The sequence below is a fragment of the Herbiconiux solani NBRC 106740 genome, from assembly GCF_001571005.1.
Lineage (GTDB): Bacteria > Actinomycetota > Actinomycetes > Actinomycetales > Microbacteriaceae > Herbiconiux > Herbiconiux solani.
The window spans coordinates 148,963-172,602 of sequence record NZ_BCST01000006.1 but is presented as its reverse complement, the minus strand read 5'-3'; the positions used below and the strand labels follow the sequence as shown (position 1 = coordinate 172,602).

Here is a 23,640-nt window from a genome sequence, read left to right as displayed (position 1 = left end):
CCGTGTCGCCGGCCGGCAATCCCCCGTCCGCCGCGAGCCGTCCCCGTGCGCAGCCGGCCGTCCCCCGTCCGCCGTCGGCACGGCCGACTGCCGCCGTAGACTGGGGGCATGGCTCGATCCCGCCGGGCGCCGCGATCCGCGGCCATCCGGGCACGCACCCGCAATCGTCACGGACGCGACCTGCGCTCCTCGGTCGCGGGGCCGCACCTGCCGTTCCTCCGCTCCCGGATCGACCTGTTCGAGCAGACCGTGGCCTCCACCGCCGAGTACCTCCGCAGCGTCTGGCCGAACGAGCTCGCGACCGTGAGCTTCGAGATCGCGACGATGCCCCGCGAGGGCGTCGGCTCGCCCGACCACGTCGACCGGTGGGCGGTGTCGAAGAACAGGGTCGTGATGTTCCGCCTTCCGATCGAGCGGATGTCGCGCCTCCACCAGGACGACGAGGTGCACCGGCGCCTCGCGATCGAGTCGTGCGTGTTCCGTGCGGTCGCCGAACTGCTCGGCAAGGATCCGTGGGACCTGGCGCCGGACCGCTTCCGCCACTTCTGAGCTGGGGATCGTCGCCCCCGCGCGTCGAAGTCACCGGGCTGATGGCACCGCGACGACGCGCCCTGGCTGTCCCCGTCTGCCCCAGGCGGCGAAAGCCGACCGACCGGTGAAAACACCCTCGCCCGTGGGTCCCGCAGACTGACGTCGCGTTGCAGCGAGCGCCCTGCAGGGGACGCCCGCCGCAACCGCGCCTAGTGGCCGGCCGGTGCGTGACGGCGTCGACGCGACCACACGGCGGCCGCCGTGCCGCCGATCAGCACCAGGAGGGCGAGCGCAGCTGCCCGCGTCACGTCCAGCCCGGTGAGGCCCAGCGCACCCGAGCCGCCGGAACCGCCGGAAGCGCTCGACGTGCCCGACGCCCCGTCAGAACCCGAGCCCGAGCCTGCCGAACCCGAACCGGCCCCACCGGCACCCGAACCAGAGCCTGACCCCGATCCGTCGCCGCCGCCGTCGACCGGCCCGGTGCCGCCCCCGAGCGCCGCCACCGGCACCGCCCGCAGGAACACGTCCGAGCCGCCCGCGTTCGTCGCGCCGTCGACCGCGCCGTAGGTCGCGCCCTGGACCCACACCGAGCCCGCCGTATCCGCCGTCGCCGGCACGCCCGCCGAGGCGAAGAGGTTGCCCTCGTCGTACTCGTCGGCGCCGTCGCGCTGCGGGCTGCCGAACTGTGCGAAGGTCGCCGGGTCGAGAACACCGTCGGCGCCGACCTCGGCCGTGATGACGTCGACGCCGCCCGCCGGGGTGCCGAGCGCTCCGTCGGTGAACCCGGCCACGAGCATCCGGTCGCCCACGGGCACGAGAGCGGATGCGCGGTCGTCGCCCGCGCTGCCGGCTTGAGCGAGCGAGCGCGGTGTGCCGTCGGCCGCGAAGGAGGCGACGAGCAGGTCGACGCCCCCGGCCGAGGTCGCTCCGGCCGGAATCGAGGAAGCCAGCGTGCCACCGGTGTAGCCGGCCGCCACGACCCCGTCGGACGTCGCCGTCACGGCCGAGACCTGGTCGCCCGAGGTCGAGCCGAACTGCTGCAGCCAGCGCAGCTCTCCGGTGGGTGCGAGCGCCGCGACCCAGCCGTCGTAGCCGCCCACCGAGGTCGCCTGCGGCATCGCACCGGCGGCGGTTCCGCCCGCGTAGACCGTGCCGTCAGGTGCGACCGAGACACTGAAGGCCTTGTCCTCCCCCGGGCTGCCGAACTGGGTGGCCCAGTCGAGAACGCCGTCGGCGCCCACGTGGGTGACCAGTGCATCCTTGTCGCCGGCCGACGGAGTGCCGGCGGCGCTGCCCGAGGTGTAGCCGGCGAGGTAGGCTCCGCCTGCGCCGTCGGACGCCACCCCGTAGGCGCGGTCGGCCGCGCCGGGATCGCCGGCGGTCGCCGTCCAGAGCACGGAGCCCGAGGCGTCGAGCTTGACCGCGAGAAGGTCGTCGTTCTGGGCACCCGCGTGGTCGCGGCGCTGGTAGCCGGCCGTGATGACCGCGCCGTCGCCGCCGTCGACGACCCCGTAGGCCCGCTCGTTCAGGGCGGTCGCGACGGGGGTCGTCCAGGAGACGGATCCGTCGGCCGCGCGGCTCTGCACGAGGATGTCGGTGCCGCCGGCTCCGGCGTGGCCGGGCAGGTCTCCGCCGGCGTCGATCGCCTGCACGACGCTGCCGTCAGGCCGACCCAGCACGCCGCCGGCGAAGTCGTCGGCGGCCGAGCCGGTCTGCACCCCGTCGAAGGGGGCCGGGGGCTCGGTGGCGAGATAGCCGGCGATGTCGGCCATGCCCTCGCGGAAGCCGCGCTCCCACACACCCCAGTCGTGCCCGCCGTCGTAGGTGCGGAACTCGGCGGTGATGCCGGGAACGCGCTTGGCCTTGTTGTAGAGCGTGGCCGCCTCGTAGTCGAGGTCGTGGATGGCGTCGGCCGGATCCGGGTTCACGTACTCGTCGTCGCCGACCGCGATGAACAGGTGCACGGGCAGGGCCGGGTCGAAGGCCGCGAGGGCCGCCGGGTAGTTGAGCGCCTGGTATCGGGCCTCGTCGTAGAGCGAGTCGCCGACGCCGTACGCGCCGAACTCCCGCGTCGAGGAGTCGACCGGCGTGCTCGGCACGTAGACGGCGGGGCTCAGCACGAGTCCGGAGGAGAAGAGATCCTGGTGGGCGAGCGCAAAGCGGAGAGCTCCGGCGCCGCCCATCGAGTAGCCGCCGACCACGCGGGCCGAGCGGTCGTCGACCGTGCGGTAGTTCTGGTCGACGTACTGCACGAGGTCGGTCGTGAAGCCGGTCTCGACCGCGGCGCCGGGCGTGGTTCCGGGGTCGTCGCCGGTGTACTGCGAGTCGACGTAGTAGCCGCCGCGGTTGCTCCAGGGCGCGTCGGGCATGATCACGACGACCGGCGGGATGGTGCCGTCGGCGATCATCTCGTCGAGGGCGGGCGCGACCTGCTGCCAGGCCGACTGGGAGTCGCCTCGGCCGTGCAGCAGGTAGACGCTCGGGTAGCGGGTCTCGCCCGCGGGGTCGTAGCCCGCGGGGAGGTAGGCCGTGTAGTCGATCGGGCCGCCGATCGCGGGGCTCGGCGCCTCGCCGGGGACGAGGGTGCCGGCGGGGGCCGCGGCGCCCGGGGCGGCGGCGGCGAGGGCGGATGCGGTGCCAGCGGGTGCGGCGGCGGCGATGCCGACGGTGGCAGATGCCGATGCCGGAGCGGCGGATGCGGGTGCCGACCCGCCGGGCCCGGCCGCCGAAGCGGCGCCCGCGGGCAGCAGGGCCGCCGCCGCGAGCGCCGTGGCGCCGAGCGTGGCCAGGAGGGACTTGGTCGTCCACGTCATCGTGGTCTCCTTCATTGGGCGGTTCTGGGTGGTGTGGTTCGGGATGCAGAGCGGATCGTGGTGCGGTGGATCGAGAGGCGACCGGCGGGTGGGATGCGCGGGACGGCTCCGAACGCGGCCCGCTCGCGAGGGCTTCGGTGGGACTGCGGGGTGGGGCGTTGGGGGGGACTGCGGGGCGGGATTGCGCGGTGGTGCCGCCCAGCCGGACTCAGGCCGGCGAGGCGCGGCCGAGGATCGACTCGGCGCGGCCGCGCATGGCCTCGTCGACCATCTCGCCGCCCGGTAGGCGGGTGGCCGCACCCGACGAGTCGGCGAGAGCCGTGAGCACCGCCCGCGCCCACTCGACCTCCTCCTCGCGCGGCGCGAAGACCCGGGCGATGACGGCGAGCTGAGAGGGGTGGATGGCGGCCCGCCCGAACCAGCCGAGGTCGCGGCCGCGCACGGTGTCGGCGCGGAGCCCCTCGTCATCCCCGATGCCGGGGTAGGCCGAGAGCAGGGGCGCCGGCAGCCCGGCCGCCTTCGCGGCGAGCAGCAGACGGATGCGCACGTGATCGACGACCTCCGCCGACCGCGTGCCGAGTTCGCTGGCGAGGTCGGACTCGCCGAGCCCCAGCCTGGTGACGGCCGGGTGGCTCGCGATCTCGAAGGCTCGCTCGACGCCGAGGGCGGACTCGATCAGCGCCGTGACCGGAACCCCGGGCAGCGCGAGCACCACGCGGTCGACGTCGGCGGCCGACTCGACCTTGGGCAGCCGGAGCTCGAAGCGCCCGGCCGGCACGGCCTCGAGCGCTCGAAGGTCGGCCTCCTCGCCGGCGTTGACGCGGACCTGGTAGACGGGAGCACCGGCGCGAGCACCCGCATCCGCATCCGATCCCGACGACGCGTCGGACACCGCACCGGCCGTCAACCACTCCACCACCGCATCCCGCGCAGCCGCCTTCGCCCTGGGTGCCACCGCATCCTCGAGGTCGAGGATGACCAGGTCGGCACCCGTCGCGACCGCCTTCGCGAAGCGGTCGGGTCGGTCGCCGGGCACGTACAGCGCCGTGACGACAGGGCGCTCGGCCGGGCCGGTCACACGATCCCGCTCTCACGCAGGGCGGCCAGCTGCTCGGGGGTGACGCCGATCGACTCGAGCACCTCGGCGCTGTCGGCGCCGTGGCGGCGGCCGGCCCAGCGGATCGACCCCGGCGTGCCGGAGAGCCGGAACAGCACGTTCTGCATCTTGACCGGGCCCAGCTCGTCGTCGTCCACCGTCTGCACGGTTCCGATCGCCTGGTACTGCGGGTCGGCCAGGACACCCCGCACGTCGTACACGGGCGAGATCGCCGCCTGCGCGGTCTCGAAGGCTTCGACGACCTCCTCGGTCGGCCGCTGCCCGATCCACTCGGCGACCGCGCCGTCGAGCAGGTCGGCGTGCTGGGCGCGCAGGTGGCCCGAGGCGAACCACGGCTCGGTCACCACGTCCTCCCGCCCGACCAGGCGCATCACCCGCTCGGCGATCGACTGCGAGCTCGTCGAGACCGCGACCCAGTCGCCCGAGCCGGTGCGGTAGACGTTCCGCGGAGCGTTGTTGACCGAGCGATTGCCGGTGCGCGGCTGCACCGCTCCGAGCTGGTCGTAGGCGGTGATCTGACCGCCTAGCAGCATCAGGATGGGCTCGATTATCGCCATGTCGATCACCTGGCCCTCCCCGCCTGCGGACACGGCCCGGAGCCCCACCATCACCGCGTAGGCGGTCGCGAGCGCCGCGATGCCGTCGGCGAGCCCGAACGGCGGCAGCGTCGGCGGGCCGTCGGGCTGCCCCGTCAGCGCCGCGAAGCCGCTCATCGCCTCGGCCAGGCTGCCGAAGCCCGGGCGGTGGGAGTACGGACCGATCTGGCCGAAGGCCGTGACGCGCGCGATCACCAGGGCGGGGTTGGCGGCGTGCAGCGCGTCCGGCCCGAGCCCCCAGCGCTCGAGCGTGCCGGGGCGGAAGTTCTCGATCAGCACGTCGGCCGTCGCCGCGAGCTGCAGCAGCAGAGCGGCACCCTCGGGGCTGCCCAGGTCGATCGTGACGGTGCGCTTGTTGCGGCCGAGCGTCTTCCACCAGAGGTTCACGCCGTCCTTCGACGGGCCGTGACCGCGGGCGGCATCCGGCTTGCGGGGGTGCTCGACCTTGATCACGTCGGCCCCGAAGTCACCGAGGAAGGTCGCCGCGAGCGGTCCCGCGAACAGCGTCGATACGTCGAGCACCCGGATGCCGTCGAGCGGCCCGCGGCCCGCGGTGGCGTGATCCTCGTCCATCAGTTCCTCTCCTCGAGGTCAAGGTCGGATCGGTCGTCCGGGTCGGCAGGCGCGTCGGGAGCACTGTCCCACGCGAGCCGGAACCCGATGCTCGGCGACCGGTCGACCCCGAGACCCGGCAGCACGAACTTGAGCGCGAACTCCGGATCCCGCGGCCCGCCGTCGGTGTACCACTCCGAGCCGCGCGACTCGTGGTCGCTGCCGCCCTTCAGCATCACGAACCGCGTGATGCCGTCGGTGTGCTCGCTCTCGGTCCAGTTCCAGACCAGCGGATGCGCGCGCCGGAACCCCGGCAGCACGGCCGCGGCCTGCCACTCGAACTCGGTGGGCAGGCGCGCCCCCGCCCAGCGCGCGTAGGCCCGGGCGTCGTCAAGATCCACGCCGGTGACCGGACGCTGGTCGGCATCGCCGTCCGAATGCACGCCGGCCTCGCCGACCGGATGCACGGGGTCGGCCCCGCCGACCAGGAAGCGGTTGCCGCACCGCGGCTCGTACCCGGTGGCCTCCACGAATGCCACGAACTCGCCCGTGGTGACCTCGCTCGCCGCGACGTCGACGGCGCCGAGCGTCACCCGGATCGTCTCCTCCCGCGGGTCGTGCAGTCGCGGCGCGAGCGGCTTCCACTCCTCGACGTACGGGGCACCCTGATAGCTCCCGGTCTCCCGTCGGCGGTAGCGGAACGGCATCGTCCGCTCACCGGCCTCGACGTGGATGCGCGGGGTGGCGCGCGGGACGGAGTCGCTGCCAGGAGCGGGGTTCCCGACCCCGTCCGTCGGCACGAACGGCACCCGCTCGGCGACCCGCGCGGGGAAAGTCGAATCCGCCGTGATCCCGTCCTGCGACGCCGCCTCGAGCAACTCTCCGAGACCCGGCACTGCGGAGTCGAGACCGGCACCGTCTGCACCGGCTGCACCGACCCGAGAAGACGCCACCGCGAGAACCGCCGTGACGCTCCTCGCCGGAACCTCGATCGCGCCCGGCGCGGCGCCGAGCTCCCGCCCGGTACCGAGGTCGACGTACGTCCACTCCCCGGAAGCAGAAGCAGAAGCACCCGCACCACCCGCGTCCCGGAACGGCACGAGCACCTCGCCCCGATAGTCCGTCTCGCCACGGTTCACGACCGTCCAGAGCACGAGCCCCTCGTCCGCCCCCGTCCCCTCGAACCGCGAGGCGTACACCCCGGCGCCCACCGCATCCGGAGTCGCATCCGCCAACGGCGTCCACTCCCCCTGCGAGAACACGCGCGTGAAGGCCCGCTGCACCCGCAGCATCCGCCGCAGGGTCGATCGGTCGCGCTCGTTCCAGCCCACCCAGACGCCGAAGACCGTGTCCCAGACGAGCATCCCGGTGCCGTTCAGGAACGCCGACTGCAGCTCGTCGCTGTGGTCGCGGTTCCAGCGCCGGGTCGAGTGCATCATGTGCCGTCGCTCGAACCAGTGCGCCCGCATCACGCCGGGGGCCTCGGAATCGGCGAACCACTGGGCCCAGCTCAGCTGATGATCCTGGATGCGCTGGTTCGGCACCCGGGACTCCCCCTCGAGCACCTGGGGCGGCTCCGCGTCGAGCAGCGCGTGCACGAGCCGGGAGTCGCCCTCCTTCATCGTGTCGAGGAAGACGCCGTCGACACCGAGCTCGGAGACGATCAGGGCAAGCTCGTCGGCGTCGTCGTTCGGGGCACGCCGGGTGCCGGTGTCCCACGGGTTGTAGTCGACGAACACGCGGATGCCGTGCCGCTGGAAGTCGGCGACCACCTCGGCGATGCCGGGCACGTCCCGGTAGAAGTCGAACTGGTTGCGGTCGTCGATACCGATCACCGGGTAGGCGTGCCAGAGCACGACCCCGTCGAAACCGCCGTGGTCGGCGGTGCGCGCGAGGAACGCGTCGACGTCGAATCGTCCGGCCGCCCGGTCGAACAACCGTTCGTCCCAGAGCCAGACCAGGGCCACGCTGTAGCAGGAGCTGGTCCAGGATGTCTCGGGCCGGTCGTAGATCGTGCCGTGGTAGCCGAGGCGCGCCCGCGCATCCTCGCGCCAGTCGGCGAGCGCCGCGCGCCAGGCCGGCCAGTCCGCGGGGTCGGCGGGAGCCGCGAAGATCTTCGCGATGTCGCCGACGGCCGGGTCGAGCGCGCCGTCGAGCGGCAGCTCGGTCGGCAGGTCGATCGGGCGCGGGACGAGGGGGTTGAGGTTGTTGGTGTTGGCCTCGTCGATGTCGATGCCGTTGTCGATGCCGATCGCGGTGTCGATGACGCTGTCGATGACGCCGCTCCCGTCGGTGGCGCGGGCGTCCGTCTCCCCACTCACGCGCGCGCCCCCTCTCCTCGAACCGCAACCGCACCCGCAACCCCACCCGCCACCGGCTCGCCAGCACCAGCTCCAGCCGCAGCCGACCGGGCCACCGCCGCGGTGCGTCGGGCGAGCTCGTCGAACCCGATCCCGTCGAACCCGGGCACACTCGAGGCCAGGCGGTTGTGCAGGGGCTCGATCCAGCGGGCCGGCAGACCAGCAGCCCCGAGGAGCCCTCCGGCGATCGACCCCGCGGTCGCGCCCACCGAGTCGGTGTCCCAGCCGCCCGACACCGCGGTCGTGATCGTCTCCTGGTAGTCGCCCGCGCCCCGCACGAGCGCGAAGGCCAGCACGGCCGCGTTGTTCAGCACGTGCACCCAGTGCAGGCGCCCGTACTCCTCGTGGATGCGGTCGAGCGCGTCCTCGGACGACAATGCGCCCGCACCCAGGTCGGCACCCAACGCGACCGCGGCGGCGAACCGCGATCCCGTCGGCACCACGGAGAGACCGGCGGCGACCACGTCGTCGACGCCGGCGGCTGTGACGGCGGCCGAGCTCGCGGCCGCCGCGAAGAGTGCGCCGTAGAGGCCGTTGCGGCCGTGGGTGAGCCGGCCGTCGACGTGCGCGAGCCGGGCCGCGGCGAGCGGGTCGCCCGGATTCGCCCAGCCGTAGACATCCGTGCGGATCATCGCGCCGATCCAGTCACGGAACGGGTTGCCGACCGCGCCGGCGATCTCGGGTTCGTAGCCGTCGAGGAGGTTGCGGTACGCGATCCGCTCGGCGGTGAAGACGCGGCCGCCCGGGAGGTTGGCGAGCCAGGATTGCGCCACGTCGTCGGTCGTGAAGCCGGGGCCGACCCGCTCGAGCAGCTCGAGCGCGATCAGCGGGAAGTTGAGGTCGTCGTCCTCGGGCATCCCGTCGATGTTCTCGACCAGGCTGGTCGGGCGGCTCCGGCGGTTCCAGGGGTAACGCGCCGCGAGCTCGGGGTCGAGGCCGATCTCGGTGAAGTAGCCGGCGATCGGCCAGTTGCCCGTGTCCTGGGCGATGGCCCGGATGCCCTCCCGGGGGATCTTCTCGACCGGCTTGCCGAGGAGGCAGCCCGCCGCGCGTCCGAGCCAGGCGCCATGGATGCGGTCGAGCAGCAGGCCTTCCGCACCGGCAGCGCCGGACGCGGCCGCGCGCCCGCCCGGAGCACCGCCGGCGCCGTCAGCCGGTCCGCCCGGCACCCCGGGCGCCGCCGCGAGGATGTCCTCGAACCCGTCCGGCTCGGCCAGCCGCAGTGCATCCGGCACCGCCCGCTCGTCGAGCCGGTGCAGCAGGGCGCGGCCGAGCGCGCGCAGCTCCTCGGGTGCGGCGACGGGGGTCGCGCCGCTGACCGGCGCGGCGAGCGAGCCGCCGGCGGCGGTCCACTCCCCCTCGAGGTCGTCGACGTCGATCCCGTCCAGCCGCGCCGCGCGGAAGCCGTGCGGCACGAGGTCTTCGGGCTGGGTCCAGCTCAGGCGGAGCATGTCAGAAGGTTCCCTCCACCACGTCCCGGCCGGCGGGCGCGAACAGCGTCGCCCGCTCCTCGTACCGGGCGCGGTCCTTGGCCCAGACTTCGCGCGAGACCGCGGCCATGACCGGGCCCGCGGCGGTGATGTCGAGGCGGCTCGCCTCGCTGATCTCGTCGACCCAGCCGCCGGGCACCACGGCGCTCCCGCCGAGGGCTCCGGCGATCGAGCCGCCCATGACCGCGATCGAGTCCGAGTCACGGCCGTAGTTCACGGCGCCGAGCACGGTCTCGGAGTAGTCGCCGCCGGTCGCGACGAGCATCCCGAGGGCGATCGGCAGCTCCTCGATCGACTTGGTGCGCGAGGGGATGCGGGCGTCCCGCGCCGGGGCCCGGTAGTCCGGTCCCACGGTGTCGAACGGCTCGACCGCGCGGCGCAGCACGCCGAGCGACGAGCGCCAGCCGTCGAGGCCCGAGGCGGCCTGCACGACCGCCTCGACCGCATCCTTCGTCCCGTCCTTGGCGAACGCGAGGGCGACCGCCACGACCGAGTCGACCGAGGCGCCCGGCCGCATGGCCTCGGCGACGCAGGCCGCGTAGACGCCCGCGGCCTCACGGCCGTAGCTGGACTGGTGCGCTCCGGCCACCGAGATGGCCTCGTCGTACGCCGTCTGCGGGGAGCCGGCGTTCGCGATGCCCACGGGCGCCATGTACATGGTCGCGCCGCAGTTCACGATGTTGCCGACCCCCGCCTCGCGCGGGTCGATGTGACCGTAGTGCAGCCGGGCGACCAGCCACTTCTCGGCCAGGAAGATGCGGTGCAGGAGGATCGTCTCGGTCTCCAGCTCCGGGATCCACCGCCGCTCCCCGATCAGCAGGGGCACGAGGTGGTTCGCGATGTCATAGGCGTCGAGGTGGTCGCGCACCGTGTCGTAGACCGAGACCAGCGCCGTCGTCATCAGGGTGTCATCCGTGATGTGGCCGTCGCCCTTGTGGTACGGCGCGATCGGCCTGGCGTTCTTCCAGTCATCGAGGAACGGCGGCACGATCCCCTCGATGAACCCGCCGTAGCGCTGCTGGATGGCCTCGGGCGTGTTGCCCTCGGCGGCTCCTCCGAGCGCGTCGCCCACGGCGGCGCCGGCCAGGGCGCCGGTCGCCTTGTCCTCGAGCAGATCCATCTGCGTCTCCTTCATGATCGTCACGAGATCGAGTTCCACCCGTCGGTCAGCTGCTTCTTGAGCTCGTCGATGCCGATCGAGTTCGAGAAGTACTGCTGGAGGCCAGGGGTCGCGTACTGGTCCTTCCACTGCGGGTAGTTGGTGGCCTTCTGGAACGGCGCGCCCGACAGGTCTTCACCCGTCTTCAGGATCGGCGCCCACACGGGCACGTCGCTGGTCTGCTGGGCGACGACGTCGCGAGCGGGGGCCGAGGTCGGGATCAGCCAGTCGCCCTGCGCGAGCGCGGCCTGGTTCTCGGGCGACATGAAGTAGTCGATGAACTGCGCGGCCTGCTCGGGGTACTGGCTCTGGGCCGAGACCGACATGGTCTGCGGATTCGCGGCCTGCACCGGCCCTGCCGATCCGGCGAGCGGGGGCAGCACGGTCCAGTTGAAGCCCGCGGGGGCCGACTCGGAGATCTGCTGGGCGAGGAAGTTGCCGCCCACGTACATGGCGTACTTGCCGCCGAGGAAGCCGGGGAGCACATCCGAACCCGACTGGGTCAGGGTGACCGGATCCAGCGACGCGTCGTCGTAGGCCATGGCGTGGATCTTCTCGGGCACGGCCAGCTCGCCGTCACCCACGTCGATCGTGGCCGAACCGTCGTCGGAGACGTCGAAGAAGCTGCCGTCGAAGCCGAGGGCGGTGTTCATGACCGCGGCGGTGGGCTGCTTGAGGCCCCAGCCCACACCGAAGTTGCCGTTGGCGGTGAGCTTCTTGGCGTCGGCCTGCAGGTCGTCCCAGGTGAGCTGGTCGCCGTTCGGAACGGGCACGCCGGCCGCGGAGAACGCATCCGTGTTGGCGAAGACCACGTAGGTCTGCAGGAGCGTGGGGGCGGCGACGATCTTGCCGTCGGAGGTGGTCACGGTGTCCCAGACGTCGTCGCTCACGGCGTTCTTCACGTCGTCGGTGAGGTACTGGCCGATGTCGGCGAGGTAGCCCTGGTTCGCGAAGCCCATGATGTCGCTGGACTCGTCGTGGATGATGTCGGGCGCGGTGCCGCCCTGGAACTGAGTCACGAGCTGGTCGTGCACGTTGTCCCAGCTGCCCTGCACCAGGTTGATCTGGATGTCGGGGTGGTCGGCGTTCCAGCTGTCGACGATGCTCTTGGTCGCCGCGACCGTGGAGTCCTGGTACGCCAGGCTCTGGAAGGTGAGGGTGACCGGGCCGCTGGGGGTGCTGCCGCCGGTCGTGGTGCCGCCGCCGCCGAAGGCGCAGCCGCCGAGCAGTCCGGCGATGGCCACGGCGCCGATGCCGAGCAATGCCTTTCTCTTCATGATGTCTCCTTGTGTTTCCTGGTGAGGGGGTGGGGTGTGGGTGGGTGTGTTCGGGTGGGGTGGTGCGCGCCGGTGTCGAGCGGGGTGCGGCCGCGGGGGTCAGCCCTTGACCGCTCCGCTCATGAGCCCGGAGGTCAGCCGGCGCTGGATCAGCGCGAAGAACACCAGGCTCGGGATGGTCGCGAGCAGCGAGGCCGCCGCCAGCTGGCCGAGCTGCACCTGGCCCTCCGCACCGACGAAGCGGGCGAGGGTCAGAGGCAGGGTCTGCAGGTTCGGATCCTGGATGAGCACCAGGGCGAAGAAGAACTCGTTCCACGACGAGATGAAGGTGAACAGGCTCGTCGCCACGAGGCCGGGGGCCAGCAGCGGCAGCACGATCGAGCGCAGCACCCGGAAGCGGGAGGCGCCGTCCATGGAGCCGGCCTCCTCGAGTTCGACGGGGACGCCGGCGACGTAGCCCTGCAGCATCCACAGCGCGAACGGCAGCGACCAGACCGTGTAGACGAGCACGAGCCCGAACAGGTTGTTGACCAGCCCGATCTGCTTCAGCACGAGGAAGAGCGGGATGATGATCAGGATGAACGGGAAGACCTGGCTGAGCAGGATCCAGCCGGTCGCGACCCCGCGGAGCTTCGTGCGGAACCGGGCCAGGGCGTAGGCCGCCGGCAGCGAGATCGCGGTCACGATCACCGTCGTCAGCACCGCCACGAACAGGCTGTTGCCGGCCGCGTGGATGAGGTTCGCCTTGTCGATCGCGGCGACGAAGTTGTCGAAGTTGAACTGCTGGGGCAGGAACTGGGGGTCGGGCGACTGCAGCTCCTGCGGCGTCTTGAACGCCGTGATCAGGAGGAACAGCAGCGGGAAGCCGAGGAACACGATGTACAGCGCCAGGGCGATGTACTGCAGCGGGCGCGTCACGGCGCGGGTGCGCTTGGCCGACGGGGTGCCCTTGGGCTTCTGCCCGTCGGTGGGCTCGGGGAACCGGGTCTCGGGGGCGGGGGCGATGGCCTGGGTCATGAGAGTCGGCTCCTCGCCTGGCTGCGGAGATAGAAGAAGAGGAAGGCGGCGATGATGATGACCATCACGTTGCCCATGGCGGCCGCGTAGCCGAAGTTGCCGTAGCGGAACGCCTCGTTGTAGGCGAAGAGCATCGGCAGCATGGTCTGGCCTCCCGGCCCGCCGGCCGTGAGCACGTAGACCAGGGCGAAGGAATTGAAGTTCCAGATCAGGTCGAGGGTCGTGATCGCGACGATCACGGGGCGCAGGGCGGGGAGCGTGATGTGCCAGAACCGCTGCAGGGCGTTCGCGCCGTCGATCGAGGCCGCCTCGTGCAGGTCGGCCGACACGTTCTGGAGGCCGGCCAGCAGGGTGATCGTGGTCTGCGGCATCCCCGCCCAGATGCCGACGACGATCACCGCGGGCAGCGCGGTCGAGAAGTCGCCGAGCCAGTTGGTGTCGCCCGGGAGGCCGAGCGCCCGGAGCGTGCCGTTGATCGGGCCGTAGGTGGGGTTGAGCATGAGGCGCCACATGATCGCGATGATCACCGGGGGCATCGCCCACGGCACCAGGGCCAGCGTGCGGGCGAGCCAGCGCAGCTTCAGGTTGAGGTTCAGCAGCAGGGCGAGGCCGAGGGCGGCGAAGAACTGCAGGATCGTGACGCCGAAGGCCCAGATCAGGCCGATTCGGAACGAGTTCCAGAACAGGTCGTTGGTGAGGAGCTTGGAGTAGTTGTCGACCCCGTTGAAGGTGACGACCTGGTTGAGGCCGGCCTTCGCATCCGTGAAGCCGAGCAGGATGCCCTGGGCCAGCGGGTACACGCTGAACAGGAGCACGGGGATGAGGGCGGGGAGCACGAGCAGCCAGGCGTCCCGTCCGCCGCCGCCGAAGCCGCGGTTGCGGGTGCGCCGCGGGCGGTTCGGGGTCGGGGTGGGCGCCGGCTTCGTCGCCGTTGCAGCCACTGTCATGGTCTAGCCTTCCGTCGTTCGGGTCACCGAGGAGGCACGCACGGTGAGGGTCGGTTCGATGACGATCTGCTCGACCGGGGCCTGCGGATCCTCGAGGCGGCGGAGCAGGAGCTTCGCCGCGGTCTTCGCACGCGTGACCGAACCGAGGTCGACACTCGTGATCGCGGGGTTCGCGTGGTCGGCGATGTCGGTGTCGTCCATGCCGACGATCGCGAGGTCGTCGGGCACGCGGAGACCGCGGGCGGTCGCGACCTTCATCAAGGCGATCGCGAGCAGGTCGTTGGAGCAGACCACCGCATCCGGTGTGCACTGGTCGAGCAGGCGGGCGGCGGCCTTGAGGCCGGCCTTGTAGGTGAAGTCCTTGGCGCTGACCTGGGCGTCCTGGTTCAGGGGGAGGCCGCGGGCGGTGAGGGCGCTGACGTAGCCGTTGAGGCGGGCGGCGCCGGGGACGGTGTCGACGGGGCCGTTCACGAAGGCGATGCGGCTGCGGCCCTGCTCGACCAGATGGTCGACGGCGAGGGCGACTCCGGCGACGGAGTCGGCGCGGACGTTGTCGAGCTCGACGCCGGGCGGCAGGGATCCGATGATGACGATCGGCAGGCGGCTGGCCTCGAGCTGGGCGCCGAGTTCCTCGGGGACGCGGAGGGGGCTGAGGATGAGGCCGTCGGCGAAGCCGCGGTTGAGGCTCGTGAGCAGGTCGATCTGGTCGCGGGGGTCGGAGCCGGTCGAGGAGAGCACGAGGCGGTAGCCGGCCTTCGTGACGACGCGGGAGATCTCGTGCATCATGCCGACGTAGACCGGGTTTCCGACGTCGGCGACGGCGAGGGCGATCTGCTCGGTGCGGCCGGCCTTGAGGGAGCGGGCCGTGGCGTCCGGCACGTAGCCGAGCTCGTCGGCGGCCTTGCGGACACGCTCGATGATCTGGTCCGAGGCGGGGAGGCCGTTCATGACCCGGGAGACGGAGGCGATGGAGACGCCGGCGCGCTCGGCGACGAGCACGAGAGTCGACTTCTTCGTCTGGGGCATCCGCTGCATCCTTGCGTTCGGGTTTGTAAACGTTTACGGAAACGTTTACAGGCACTCTAGGACGGTTTACGGCGGTGTGCAAGCGGTGCCGTCGGCACCCGGGTCGGTGCTGCGCTAGCGGGCCGTGCACGAACGGGCTGCTGTGAGCGCCGTTGGCGCGTATATGCACGCATGGACGCTCTCAGCAGCCCGTTCGTGCATCAGCCGCGGGGGCGGGCAGGCGCCGGGCGCGGACGAACGGGCTGAAGATCGCGCCCAGGAGGTCTCTATGCACGTGTGCGTGCGATCTTCAGCCCGTTCGTGCAGTTGCCGGGGCGGAACCCCTACGGGTAGACGACCACCGGGCCCGCGGCGGGGCTCGGCGGCGAGACGGCGTAGGACGAGATCTGCCCGTCGCCGAAGTACGAGACGGCACCCGAGACCGGCGCCGAGGTGACGACGGTGTACGACTTGCCGGCCTCCAGGCCGATCGAGCGGGCGCCCGGCACGAAGGTGACCGGGAGCTGCGTGCCGTCGGTCGCGGTGAGCGTGACCTGCACGTCCGATCCGGTGTCGTTGATCAGGTGGAGACGGGGGTTGGGCCCTTGAGCTGCCGAGACGAAGAACGTGGTGTCGAGCGGCTGGGAGGCCTGGAACCACGCGAAGTCGGTGACGCCGTTCGCGATCGTCGAGGTGCGGGCCGAGGCCACGACGGGCTGGTCGGACTGCACGTCGACGAGGTAGGTGCCGTCGGGGATGTCCTGCAGCGGAAACTCGGTCACGATCTGCGGGGTCAGGCCGAGCTGGTACTGCGTCTGGGCGCCGCCGTTCCGCTCCTCCGACACCGTCACGGTGACCGAGGCCGGCTCGGAGCCGGGGGTGAACAGGCGCAGCACGCTCTGCAGGTCGGCGGCATCGGGGCTGCCGAGCCGCTCGGCGATCGACGAGGTGCCCGAGACCTGCACGCCCGAGATCTCCTGGCGGGTGGCGGGCGCGGTGGTGCTGCCGGCGAGCTCGACACCCCCGGGCTCGAGTCCGCGGACGACGCTCTGCTGCACGGCGGCCGTGACGGCTCCGACCCGGGCGACGACGTGGATGACGGGCGACGTCAGGTCCGGAGCGAGCCCGGACAGCGACAGGATGCGCGTGGACCGCGCCGGCACGTCGATGTTGCGCGCGCCGGGCGACTCGACGGCGCCCTGCTCGCCGAAGACGCTGAGGTCGACGACGGCCGAGACGTCTCCGGAGTTGATCAGGTGCACGAAGCTGGTGCGACCCACGGTCGTGGCTCCGGCGACGAGCCAGCTGTCGGCGGTGGCCTCCCCGCACGAGGTCGAGGCGAAGCCGACGAGGTCGCCCTCCCCCACGGTCTGCGACTGCGCGGCGCTGAACAGCGCGTCGGCCGTCGCGGCCTCGGCCGGGAGCGTGATGCGCTGCGGGGCGGTCGGGGCCGTCCAGTTCGTGGCGTTCGGTGACTCGAGCGCCTCCTGCACGAGCACGGCGTCCGGCAGGCCCGCGGCCGAGGTGTAGTCGGCGGTGCCGACGGTCGAGATCGCGGTGGCCGACTGCCCGGTGTCGTCCGACAGCCGAACGACCGGGCCGGGGCAGGCCCTCACCTCCTCGGCGGGCGCCGGGTCGACGGTGAAGGATGCGGGGGTTGCCGTCACCGACGGCAACGGCAGCACGAGGGCGCCGATCGCTACCGCGGCCGCACCCGCGGCCACGACGAGGCCGGTGACCACGCGGGCTCCGGTCGCGACGGCGCGCCGCTGGCCCGAGCGCCGCTCGGGCGTGCGCTTCGCCGAGGTGTCCTGCAACCGCGATCGGGGCCGGCGCATTCCGCGCCGTCCCGGGGCTGCCGGGGTGGCGGCAGCAGTTGCGATGGGTGCGGCGGTTGCGCCCGCACCGTCAACGGCGCCGGCCGGGGTGTGTGTGGATGCGTCGGCTTGATTGGTCGTGGATGCGCCGGCCGGCGTGGTGGTGGAATCCGGGTCGGCTGCGTCAGCGCCGTCGGAAGCGCCTGCAGCGGAATCCGCGGCGGCCGGCCCGCTCTGGACGATCTCGTCATGATCGTCGGCGGGGCGGGTGGGCTCGGTGGGGTCGTGATCAGCGGCCATCGGTGGGGCCCTCCTCTCCGGCGGGGCGGCGGGTGTGCTCGTCGCGCTCGATGGCGTCGCGGATGCTCAGCACGGTCTCGTCGTTGGGGTCGTAGTCGTCGATCTCCGGCGCGGGCTCTGCTCCCGCGAACTCCGGCGAGGGCTGCGCACCTTCGAACTCCGGCGCGGGCTCCGCACCTTCGAACTCCGGCGCCGATCCCGAGTCCTCTCGAGCGGGTGCGACGTCGCCACCGCGGGGCTGCTCGCGCTCCGACTCGGGCCGGAGGAGTTCAGGCTGAGCCGGCGGGATGAGCGGCCAGGCCGGCGGCGCCGGGGTGCCCGAGGTCTCGACCAGCGGGTCCACTCCGGGAGGCTCGACGGGGTCGATCAGGATCTGCGGCTCGGGATCGCGCGACGGTGCGGCGTCGAGCCCGCCATCGGAGCCGTTCTCACCGTCGGCCGGAGCCTCGGAGCGGTCGTCGAGGTACTCGGCCGCATAGACGCCGGTGGACGTCGCGACCGGCTCGGCCGCGAGCTCACCCGTGGCGGCACGGTCGAAGGGCGCCTCGACCTCACCGGTCGCCGGAGCAGACGCAGCGGCGACGGTGCCCGCCCCGGCGGTGGCAACGCCAGCCGCAACGCCAGCCGCAGCACCGGCACCGGCACGTACCGGCGCCGGCTCAGAACCCGGCGGCACCTCGAGGGCCTCGGGCTCCTCGCCGACCGGGATGTCGTCGTCGTAGGAGGTCGACTTCTCTTCGGCGATCTCCTCCTCGACCGAGTCGGCCGCGCCGACGTGGGCCGTGGTGCTGACGGCGCGGTTGCCCTGCACCTGCAACCGCCCGGCCGGAAGCGCGAGCAGCAGCGCCACCCCGAAGATGAAGCCCTGCACCACGAGCACCAGCACGCCGATCGGCGTGCCGTTGTTCGTCGGTACCGGCTCGGGAAGCGTCGCGAGGGTCCCGTCGCCGACGACCTGCCAGAGCTCCCCCGCCGAGGTGCTGCCGATGAACGTCAGCTGCGGGTTGCTGCTCAGCGCATTCGACGATCGCGCGATCGTCGTCTCGGCGGCCGAGCCTTCCCCGGCAGAAGCACCCGAGGAAGCCCCCGGCGCCGCCGAAGCCGGCTGCAGCAGCACGAACTCCACGCCGAGCGCGGTCAGCCGCGTCGCGACGTCGTCCCCGCTCACCGAGGCCGCGTTGCCCACGATCTCCGCGAGCTCGGTGCGGCGCTCGTCGGTGGTCGCCTCGGTGGAGGCGAGCGTCGACTGCTGGCTGAGCGTCGGTCCCGCTCCGTGCACGATGCTCGCACCCAGGCCGCCATCGGCCTGCGGGGTGAGCAGCAGGGTGCCGACGCGCGGCGTGTTCGAGGCCTCGGCCGCGACGTAGGCGGGCAGCTGGCGGCCCGAGCCGGGGACGATCTGGGCGGTGCCGAAGAGCACGCCGAGCCCCATCGGCAGCGCGATGATCCCGACGGCCACCGAGGCGACCACGGCGGGGACCGCCGCGAGCCGGGGCAACGAGGAGAGTCCGATGACGGCGGCTCCGACCAGCCCCAGCCAGTACAGGCTGAGCCCCGAGCCGGGCCAGATCGAGACCGACTCCGAACCGGTGGTGGCGAGCGCCAGCTGCGTGGCGCCGACCGCGGTCGCGAAGCCGAGGATGCCGATCACCACGGCGACCACCGCCCGGTACGACCCGGGCAGGAAGAGTGCGGCCAGCGCGATCACGCCGAGCGGAAGGGCCAGGATGCCGACGATCAGCAGCACGAGGCCCGCGTCGAGTCCGAGCGCCTGATCGGCGATCGACTGCCACCCGGCGAGGCCGGTCTGCGGCAGGCCGATGAGCAGGTCGATGACCGGCACGTCCGCGCGCCACACCGGGACGCCCGGGTCGGCGAGCAGCGCCAGAGGCGTGCCGCGCTGGAACTGGTCGTAGACGAGCGGCGCGAACAACGCGAGCGCGGGGATCGGCACACCGATCAGTCGCATCACGTCGCGGCGGCTCGCGACCGTGGCGATCAGCCAGATCACGAGCAGCGCGGGCCAGAGCGAGGGCGCGGCGGCCAGCACCGCGGCGAACAGGATGGAGGCCATCGCCGAGGCCGACCACGACTTCGGCGCCGCGAGCCCCGCGAGCACGAGCCAGGGAAGGAGGAGGTGGGCGATCAGCGGGCCGATCATCCCCGCATCCAGGGCCCCGAGGAACGGCGGCGCCAGCACCCAGAGCACCGCGGCGGCGCTCCGCAGCACGGGCCGGTCGGTGATCCGTGCGGCGCAGAACCAGGCGGCCAGCGCCGCGAGCGGCAGCGAGACCAGGTAGAGGCAGACGATCGCGAACGAGGGCGACCAGAAGGTGATCGAGCCGAGGATCGCGATGAGCGCGGCGAAGGGGTCGGCCGCCCCGACGAACCCGAGGCCGATGTCGCGGAACCCGGTGCCGATCTGCGCCCAGAGCGAGCCGGGCGTGCCGTCCAGCGGCAGCGCTCCCCCACCGGTGAGGGCGGCCGCGCCGAACACGGGGAGGAAGACGACGAAGCCGATCAGGGCGACGACGAGCACGGTCGCGAGACCGCCGCTGCCGACGAACTGGATGCGGTCGCGCTCGCCCCGCAGATAGGTCAGGGCGATCTCGCGCTGGAGCGAGCGACGCCGGCGGATCTCGTCCCCGGGCATCCTGAGCGGTGAGATCGCGCGCCAGCCCACGCGGCGCGAAGCCTTGAGGCGGCGCCGGGCCTCGGTGATCCGCGACCCGAAGGCGGTCTTGAAGGCGGCGGCGAACTCTCCGCCGATCGCGCCGGGCTGCTTGCGGATGAGCTGGAACAGCGAGCGCGCGACGGCCAGCGGCACGAGCGAGAGCCAGTGGAAGAGCACGGCGAACGGGGGCGCGTAGACCAGGCGGCGGTGCAGCTGGGCAGCGCGGCGGGCGGTCTGGCGCTTGCGGCGCGCCGAGCCCTTGATCGAGCGGCCGGGGCCGGAGAAGCCGTCGCCGTCGGTCGCGACCCGCGCCGAGGGGACGGCCATCACGCGGTGGCCGGCGAGGCGCACGCGGATGCCGAAGTCGAGTCCGTTGTCGGCCGTCGGCAGGGCGGGGTCGAAGCCGCCCACCTGGTTCCACACCGTGTGGCGCACCAGCAGGCCGGCGGCGCCCATTGCGAGCACGTCGCTCATCCGGTCGTGCTGGGCCTGGTCGAGCTCGGTCTCCACGAGCGGCACGCTCGCGCCGAGCGAGGTCACGGTCTCGCCGAACTCGCTGATGTAGTCGGGGTCGTTCCACTCCATCTGCTTCGGCCCGGCGGCGGCGACCGAGGGGTTCACCTCGACGGCGGCCAGCAGCGCGGCGAGCGCATCCGGCTCGGGAGCGGTGTCATGGGCGAGCAACCAGAGCCACTCGTTCTCCGAGGTCGGCGGGGGCGCGACTCCGAGGGCGTGCTGGATCGCGGTGCCGAAGCTCAGGCGGCTCGAGGCCGAGATGAAGCGCGTGGGCTGGGCGGCCGCGAGGAGGGCGGAGGTCGCGTCGGTCGAGGCGCAGTCGACGACGACGAGGGCATCCGGCGCTCGGGTCTGCGCCGCGATGGCTTCCAGGGTTCGCGGAAGGTAATCGGCTCCGTTCGAGGAGACGAGGACGGCAGTGACTCGGGCTTGCATCGCACCGACTCTAAGCGGCAGCCCGGTCGAAGCCCCCGGTCATCCCCGGCGTGCCGCGTTCTTATGAATCACGTGTGGAGGCCGGCCCCCGCCGGGCACTCACGAAGAGCACTGCTGAAGAGAGGAGTGGAACCGAAGGGTCAGGCGCGTTTGCGCAGCTTGCGGCGCTCGCGCTCGGAGAGGCCGCCCCAGATGCCGAAGCGCTCGTCGTTCTGCAGCGCGTACTCGAGGCACTGCGCCTTGACCTCGCACGAGGTGCAGATGCGCTTGGCGTCGCGGGTCGAGCCGCCCTTCTCCGGGAAGAAGGCCTCGGGATCGGTCTGCGCACAGAGCGAATCGGCCTGCCAGGCGAGCGGATTGTCGTCGACCGTGGGCTGCCGGACCCCGGGAACACCGAGGTTGATCGGGTCGACGAACCAATCGTCCGGAACGCCTGAGCGGTACTCTGACATTGCCATATCACGCTCCACCCTCTGAACCAGTCTGCGACCTGCCGAAAACCCCGTTGACTAATTACACCCGTGTAGTTCGCTCACGTCAAGTCGCAGATCGTAAACCTTAAAGCGCGCGTGGAGAGTTGCGACACGGCGCGTCGCCCCACATCAGGCTGGACTTTTCTGGCCGTTCGTCGATATCCTGCCAGCATGCTCAAGAAGGTCGTCCTCCTCGCCATCCCCGGTGTCGCCCCGTTCGAGTTCGGTGTGGTCTGCGAGGTGTTCGGCATCGACCGCACCGAGCACGGCGGCCCGGCCTTCGACTTCACGATCGCCGCGGTCGAGCCCGGCGTGGTGCCGACCAGCCTCGGCTACGACATGGTCATCCCGAACGGCCTCGAGGCCGCAGCCGAGGCCGACCTGATCGCGGTGCCGGCGCACCGCATCGACGACGAGGTGCATCCCGCCATCATCCAGGTGCTGCGGGATGCGGTCGACCGGGGCGCCTGGGTCATGAGCATCTGCAGCGGCGCGTTCACGCTCGCGAACGCGGGCATCCTCTCGGGCCGGAGCGCCACCACGCACTGGATGCACGCCGATCGACTCGCCCGCGAGTTCCCCGACATCACGGTCGACCCCGACGTGCTCTTCGTCGAGGACGGCCGCATCATCTCCAGCGCCGGCACGGCGGCCGGCATCGACGCGTGCCTACACCTGATCCGCAGCGAGCTCGGAGCCTCGGCCGCCAACGTCGTGGCCAGGCGCATGGTCGTGCCGCCGCAGCGGGCCGGCGGCCAGGCGCAGTTCATCGCCACGCCCATCCCCGAGTCGCGCAGCGACTCCTTCGCCGAGGTCACCGAGTGGATGCTCGGGAACCTCGACCAGGAACTCACGATCGACGAGCTCGCGCGCCGCGCCCTGATGAGCCCGCGCACCTTCGCCCGCCGCTTCAAGGCCGACCTCGGGGCCACCCCCGGCGCCTGGCTCAACCGGCAGCGGCTGCTGCACGCGCAGCGGCTGCTGGAGGAGACCAGCCTGTCCCTGGACTCGGTCGCCGCCGAGAGCGGCTTCGGCACGGCGGCCGTGATGCGCCACCACTTCGGCAAGTCGCTCAACACGACGCCGGCTGCCTACCGTCGCGCCTTCTCGGTGCGGGCGCTGGCCTAGCCGGGCAGCAGCCACCCAAGCCGAGCAGCAGTCCGCTAGCCCGTCAGCAGTCCACTGGCCCGCCAGTAGTCACCTAGCTCGGCAGCTGGTCGGCCGGGGCCCCGGGCGCCGCGATGAACACGGTACCCGCTCCCCCGATGACCAGCTCGCCCTCGTCCGGCGTGATGAACACCGACTCGCCGCGCACCAGCGTGAACGACCCGTCGTCGCCGGCGATCGTGGCCGACCCCGCGATGCAGATGGCGATCGCCGCACCTTGCGGGCGGAAGCGCACAGAGTTCGACGTCTCCGGCCCGAGCTCGACCCGGGCGAGCACGAAGTCCGGAACCGAGGGGGTGAACACCGACAGGCCCGGCTCGGGCTCGGACGGGACGAGGTAGGGCACAGGCAACGAGTCGAAGTCGAGCACCGCGAGCAGCTCGGGCACGTCGACGTGCTTGGGCGTGAGTCCTCCGCGTAGCACGTTGTCCGAGGCCGACATCAGCTCGACGCCGAGGCCCGAGAGGTAGGCGTGGATGTTGCCGGCCGGCAGGTAGAGCGCCTCGCCGCGGCGGAGCGACACCCGGTTCAGCAGCAGCGAGATCACGATGCCCGGGTCTCCCGGGTACTCCTCGTTCAGCCGCACCACGGTCTCGAGCGAGGGCGTGTACGGGTCGGTCATGTGCGCGTGCGCCGGGTGCAGCGCCTTCTCGGCGGTGCGGACCAGGTGGCCGACGAGTGCGTCGACCTCCTCGCCGCCCTCGAGCAGCCAGGCGACCACCGAGCGCAGGATGTCGGCGTCGCTCTCGTTCAGCGTCTCCGAGTCCTCCAGCAGGTGCACGATCGGCCCGTACAGCTCCCACCGGGGGGCGGTCGACGCGCCGTCGATCAACACGAGCAGGTCGACGATCTCGCGCACCTCGTCGAGCGGGCGGAAGCCGCAGAGCGCCTCGTAGCGCTCGCTCAGGGCGACGACGAGCTCGGGCTTGTGCAGGGGATCCTTGTAATTGCGCACCGGGGAGTCGAGCGGGACGCCCGCGGCGTTCTCCTCGGCGAAGCCCTCGCGGGCGCGCTCGAGGGTCGGATGCGCCTGCAGCGACAGCGGGGCGGCCGCGGCGAGGATCTTCAGCAGGTAGGGCAGGGTGCCCCGGCGACCGACGATCCGGGTCGGGTCGGTGGCGATCCACTCGGCGAGGTCGCGGGCGCCGTCCGTCTCGTCGGGGTGCACGATGCGCGAGGGGCTGCCCGGGTGGGCGCCCAGCCAGAGCTCGGCCTGCGGCGCTCCCGTGGAGGGCGTGCCCAGCAGGTCGGGGATGGCGGTCTCGGAGCCCCAGGCGTAGTCACGGGGGGTGTTGGTGATCTGAACGAACATGTTTCCTGTCTCATCCTCACAGCCGATCGCGGCTTCGGTTATCCGCGACCTACAAGTCACCGGTCTGACGTGATCGGCCCGT

General features: G+C 72.2%; 16 protein-coding genes. 2 read left to right on the top strand and 14 right to left on the bottom strand.

The window, feature by feature from the left end:
- Window positions 1-108: 108 nt before the first annotated feature.
- Window positions 109-549, top strand: a complete 441-nt coding sequence (locus tag HSO01S_RS12395) for a metallopeptidase family protein (RefSeq protein ID WP_066041830.1) — start codon at window positions 109-111, stop codon at window positions 547-549.
- A 191-nt stretch (window positions 550-740) separates the two neighbouring features.
- Here HSO01S_RS12395 and HSO01S_RS12390 read toward each other — a convergent pair whose 3' ends face one another.
- From HSO01S_RS12390 to HSO01S_RS12330, 13 genes are all read right to left on the bottom strand, one after another.
- A complete protein-coding gene (locus HSO01S_RS12390) occupies window positions 741-3,344 on the bottom strand; it encodes an alpha/beta hydrolase-fold protein (RefSeq protein ID WP_169799983.1) in 2,604 nt (867 codons plus the stop codon).
- Between the two features lie 208 nt (window positions 3,345-3,552).
- Window positions 3,553-4,422 carry an HpcH/HpaI aldolase/citrate lyase family protein gene (locus tag HSO01S_RS12385; RefSeq protein WP_066041825.1) on the bottom strand — a complete coding sequence of 290 codons (870 nt, stop codon included), beginning with the start codon at window positions 4,420-4,422 and terminating at the stop codon, window positions 3,553-3,555.
- Window positions 4,419-5,630, bottom strand: a complete 1,212-nt coding sequence (locus HSO01S_RS12380) for a CaiB/BaiF CoA transferase family protein (RefSeq protein ID WP_066041822.1) — start codon at window positions 5,628-5,630, stop codon at window positions 4,419-4,421. The genes HSO01S_RS12385 and HSO01S_RS12380 overlap by 4 nt, the downstream gene beginning before the upstream one ends.
- Window positions 5,630-7,930 (bottom strand): SUMF1/EgtB/PvdO family nonheme iron enzyme, encoded by a 2,301-nt coding sequence (locus HSO01S_RS12375; RefSeq protein WP_245635997.1) that lies wholly within the window; start codon window positions 7,928-7,930, stop codon window positions 5,630-5,632. Before HSO01S_RS12375 ends, HSO01S_RS12380 begins: the two co-directional genes overlap by 1 nt.
- Window positions 7,927-9,420 (bottom strand): ADP-ribosylglycohydrolase family protein, encoded by a 1,494-nt coding sequence (locus HSO01S_RS12370; RefSeq protein WP_084361627.1) that lies wholly within the window; start codon window positions 9,418-9,420, stop codon window positions 7,927-7,929. The genes HSO01S_RS12375 and HSO01S_RS12370 overlap by 4 nt, the downstream gene beginning before the upstream one ends.
- Before the next feature lies 1 nt (window position 9,421).
- Window positions 9,422-10,618, bottom strand: coding sequence for an ADP-ribosylglycohydrolase family protein (locus tag HSO01S_RS12365; RefSeq protein ID WP_245635996.1), 1,197 nt, complete (start codon window positions 10,616-10,618; stop codon window positions 9,422-9,424).
- Window positions 10,600-11,895: an ABC transporter substrate-binding protein gene (locus HSO01S_RS12360; RefSeq protein ID WP_066041820.1), complete on the bottom strand. Its 1,296-nt coding sequence runs from the start codon at window positions 11,893-11,895 to the stop codon at window positions 10,600-10,602. Before HSO01S_RS12360 ends, HSO01S_RS12365 begins: the two co-directional genes overlap by 19 nt.
- Before the next feature lie 99 nt (window positions 11,896-11,994).
- Window positions 11,995-12,912 carry a carbohydrate ABC transporter permease gene (locus HSO01S_RS12355; RefSeq protein ID WP_084361626.1) on the bottom strand — a complete coding sequence of 306 codons (918 nt, stop codon included), beginning with the start codon at window positions 12,910-12,912 and terminating at the stop codon, window positions 11,995-11,997.
- On the bottom strand, window positions 12,909-13,859 hold the full coding sequence (locus HSO01S_RS12350; RefSeq protein ID WP_066041818.1) for a carbohydrate ABC transporter permease: 951 nt from the start codon (window positions 13,857-13,859) through the stop codon (window positions 12,909-12,911). The genes HSO01S_RS12355 and HSO01S_RS12350 overlap by 4 nt, the downstream gene beginning before the upstream one ends.
- Window positions 13,860-13,862: 3 nt before the next feature.
- On the bottom strand, window positions 13,863-14,885 hold the full coding sequence (locus HSO01S_RS12345) for a LacI family DNA-binding transcriptional regulator (protein ID WP_066041817.1): 1,023 nt from the start codon (window positions 14,883-14,885) through the stop codon (window positions 13,863-13,865).
- A gap of 323 nt (window positions 14,886-15,208) precedes the next feature.
- Window positions 15,209-16,981, bottom strand: a complete 1,773-nt coding sequence (locus HSO01S_RS12340) for a DUF5719 family protein (protein ID WP_157079046.1) — start codon at window positions 16,979-16,981, stop codon at window positions 15,209-15,211.
- The gene (locus tag HSO01S_RS12335) at window positions 16,971-20,606 is read right to left on the bottom strand and encodes a glycosyltransferase family 2 protein (protein ID WP_066041814.1); all 3,636 of its coding nucleotides are present in this window, start codon (window positions 20,604-20,606) and stop codon (window positions 16,971-16,973) included. The genes HSO01S_RS12340 and HSO01S_RS12335 overlap by 11 nt, the downstream gene beginning before the upstream one ends.
- Before the next feature lie 140 nt (window positions 20,607-20,746).
- Window positions 20,747-21,064, bottom strand: a complete 318-nt coding sequence (locus HSO01S_RS12330) for a WhiB family transcriptional regulator (protein ID WP_084361625.1) — start codon at window positions 21,062-21,064, stop codon at window positions 20,747-20,749.
- A gap of 186 nt (window positions 21,065-21,250) precedes the next feature.
- Here HSO01S_RS12330 and HSO01S_RS12325 point away from each other — a divergent pair, with 186 nt between their 5' ends.
- Window positions 21,251-22,207, top strand: a complete 957-nt coding sequence (locus HSO01S_RS12325) for a helix-turn-helix domain-containing protein (RefSeq protein WP_066041813.1) — start codon at window positions 21,251-21,253, stop codon at window positions 22,205-22,207.
- Window positions 22,208-22,280: 73 nt separating this feature from the next.
- Here HSO01S_RS12325 and manA read toward each other — a convergent pair whose 3' ends face one another.
- Window positions 22,281-23,558 carry a mannose-6-phosphate isomerase, class I gene (gene manA / locus HSO01S_RS12320; protein ID WP_066041810.1) on the bottom strand — a complete coding sequence of 426 codons (1,278 nt, stop codon included), beginning with the start codon at window positions 23,556-23,558 and terminating at the stop codon, window positions 22,281-22,283.
- Window positions 23,559-23,640 lie beyond the last annotated feature (82 nt).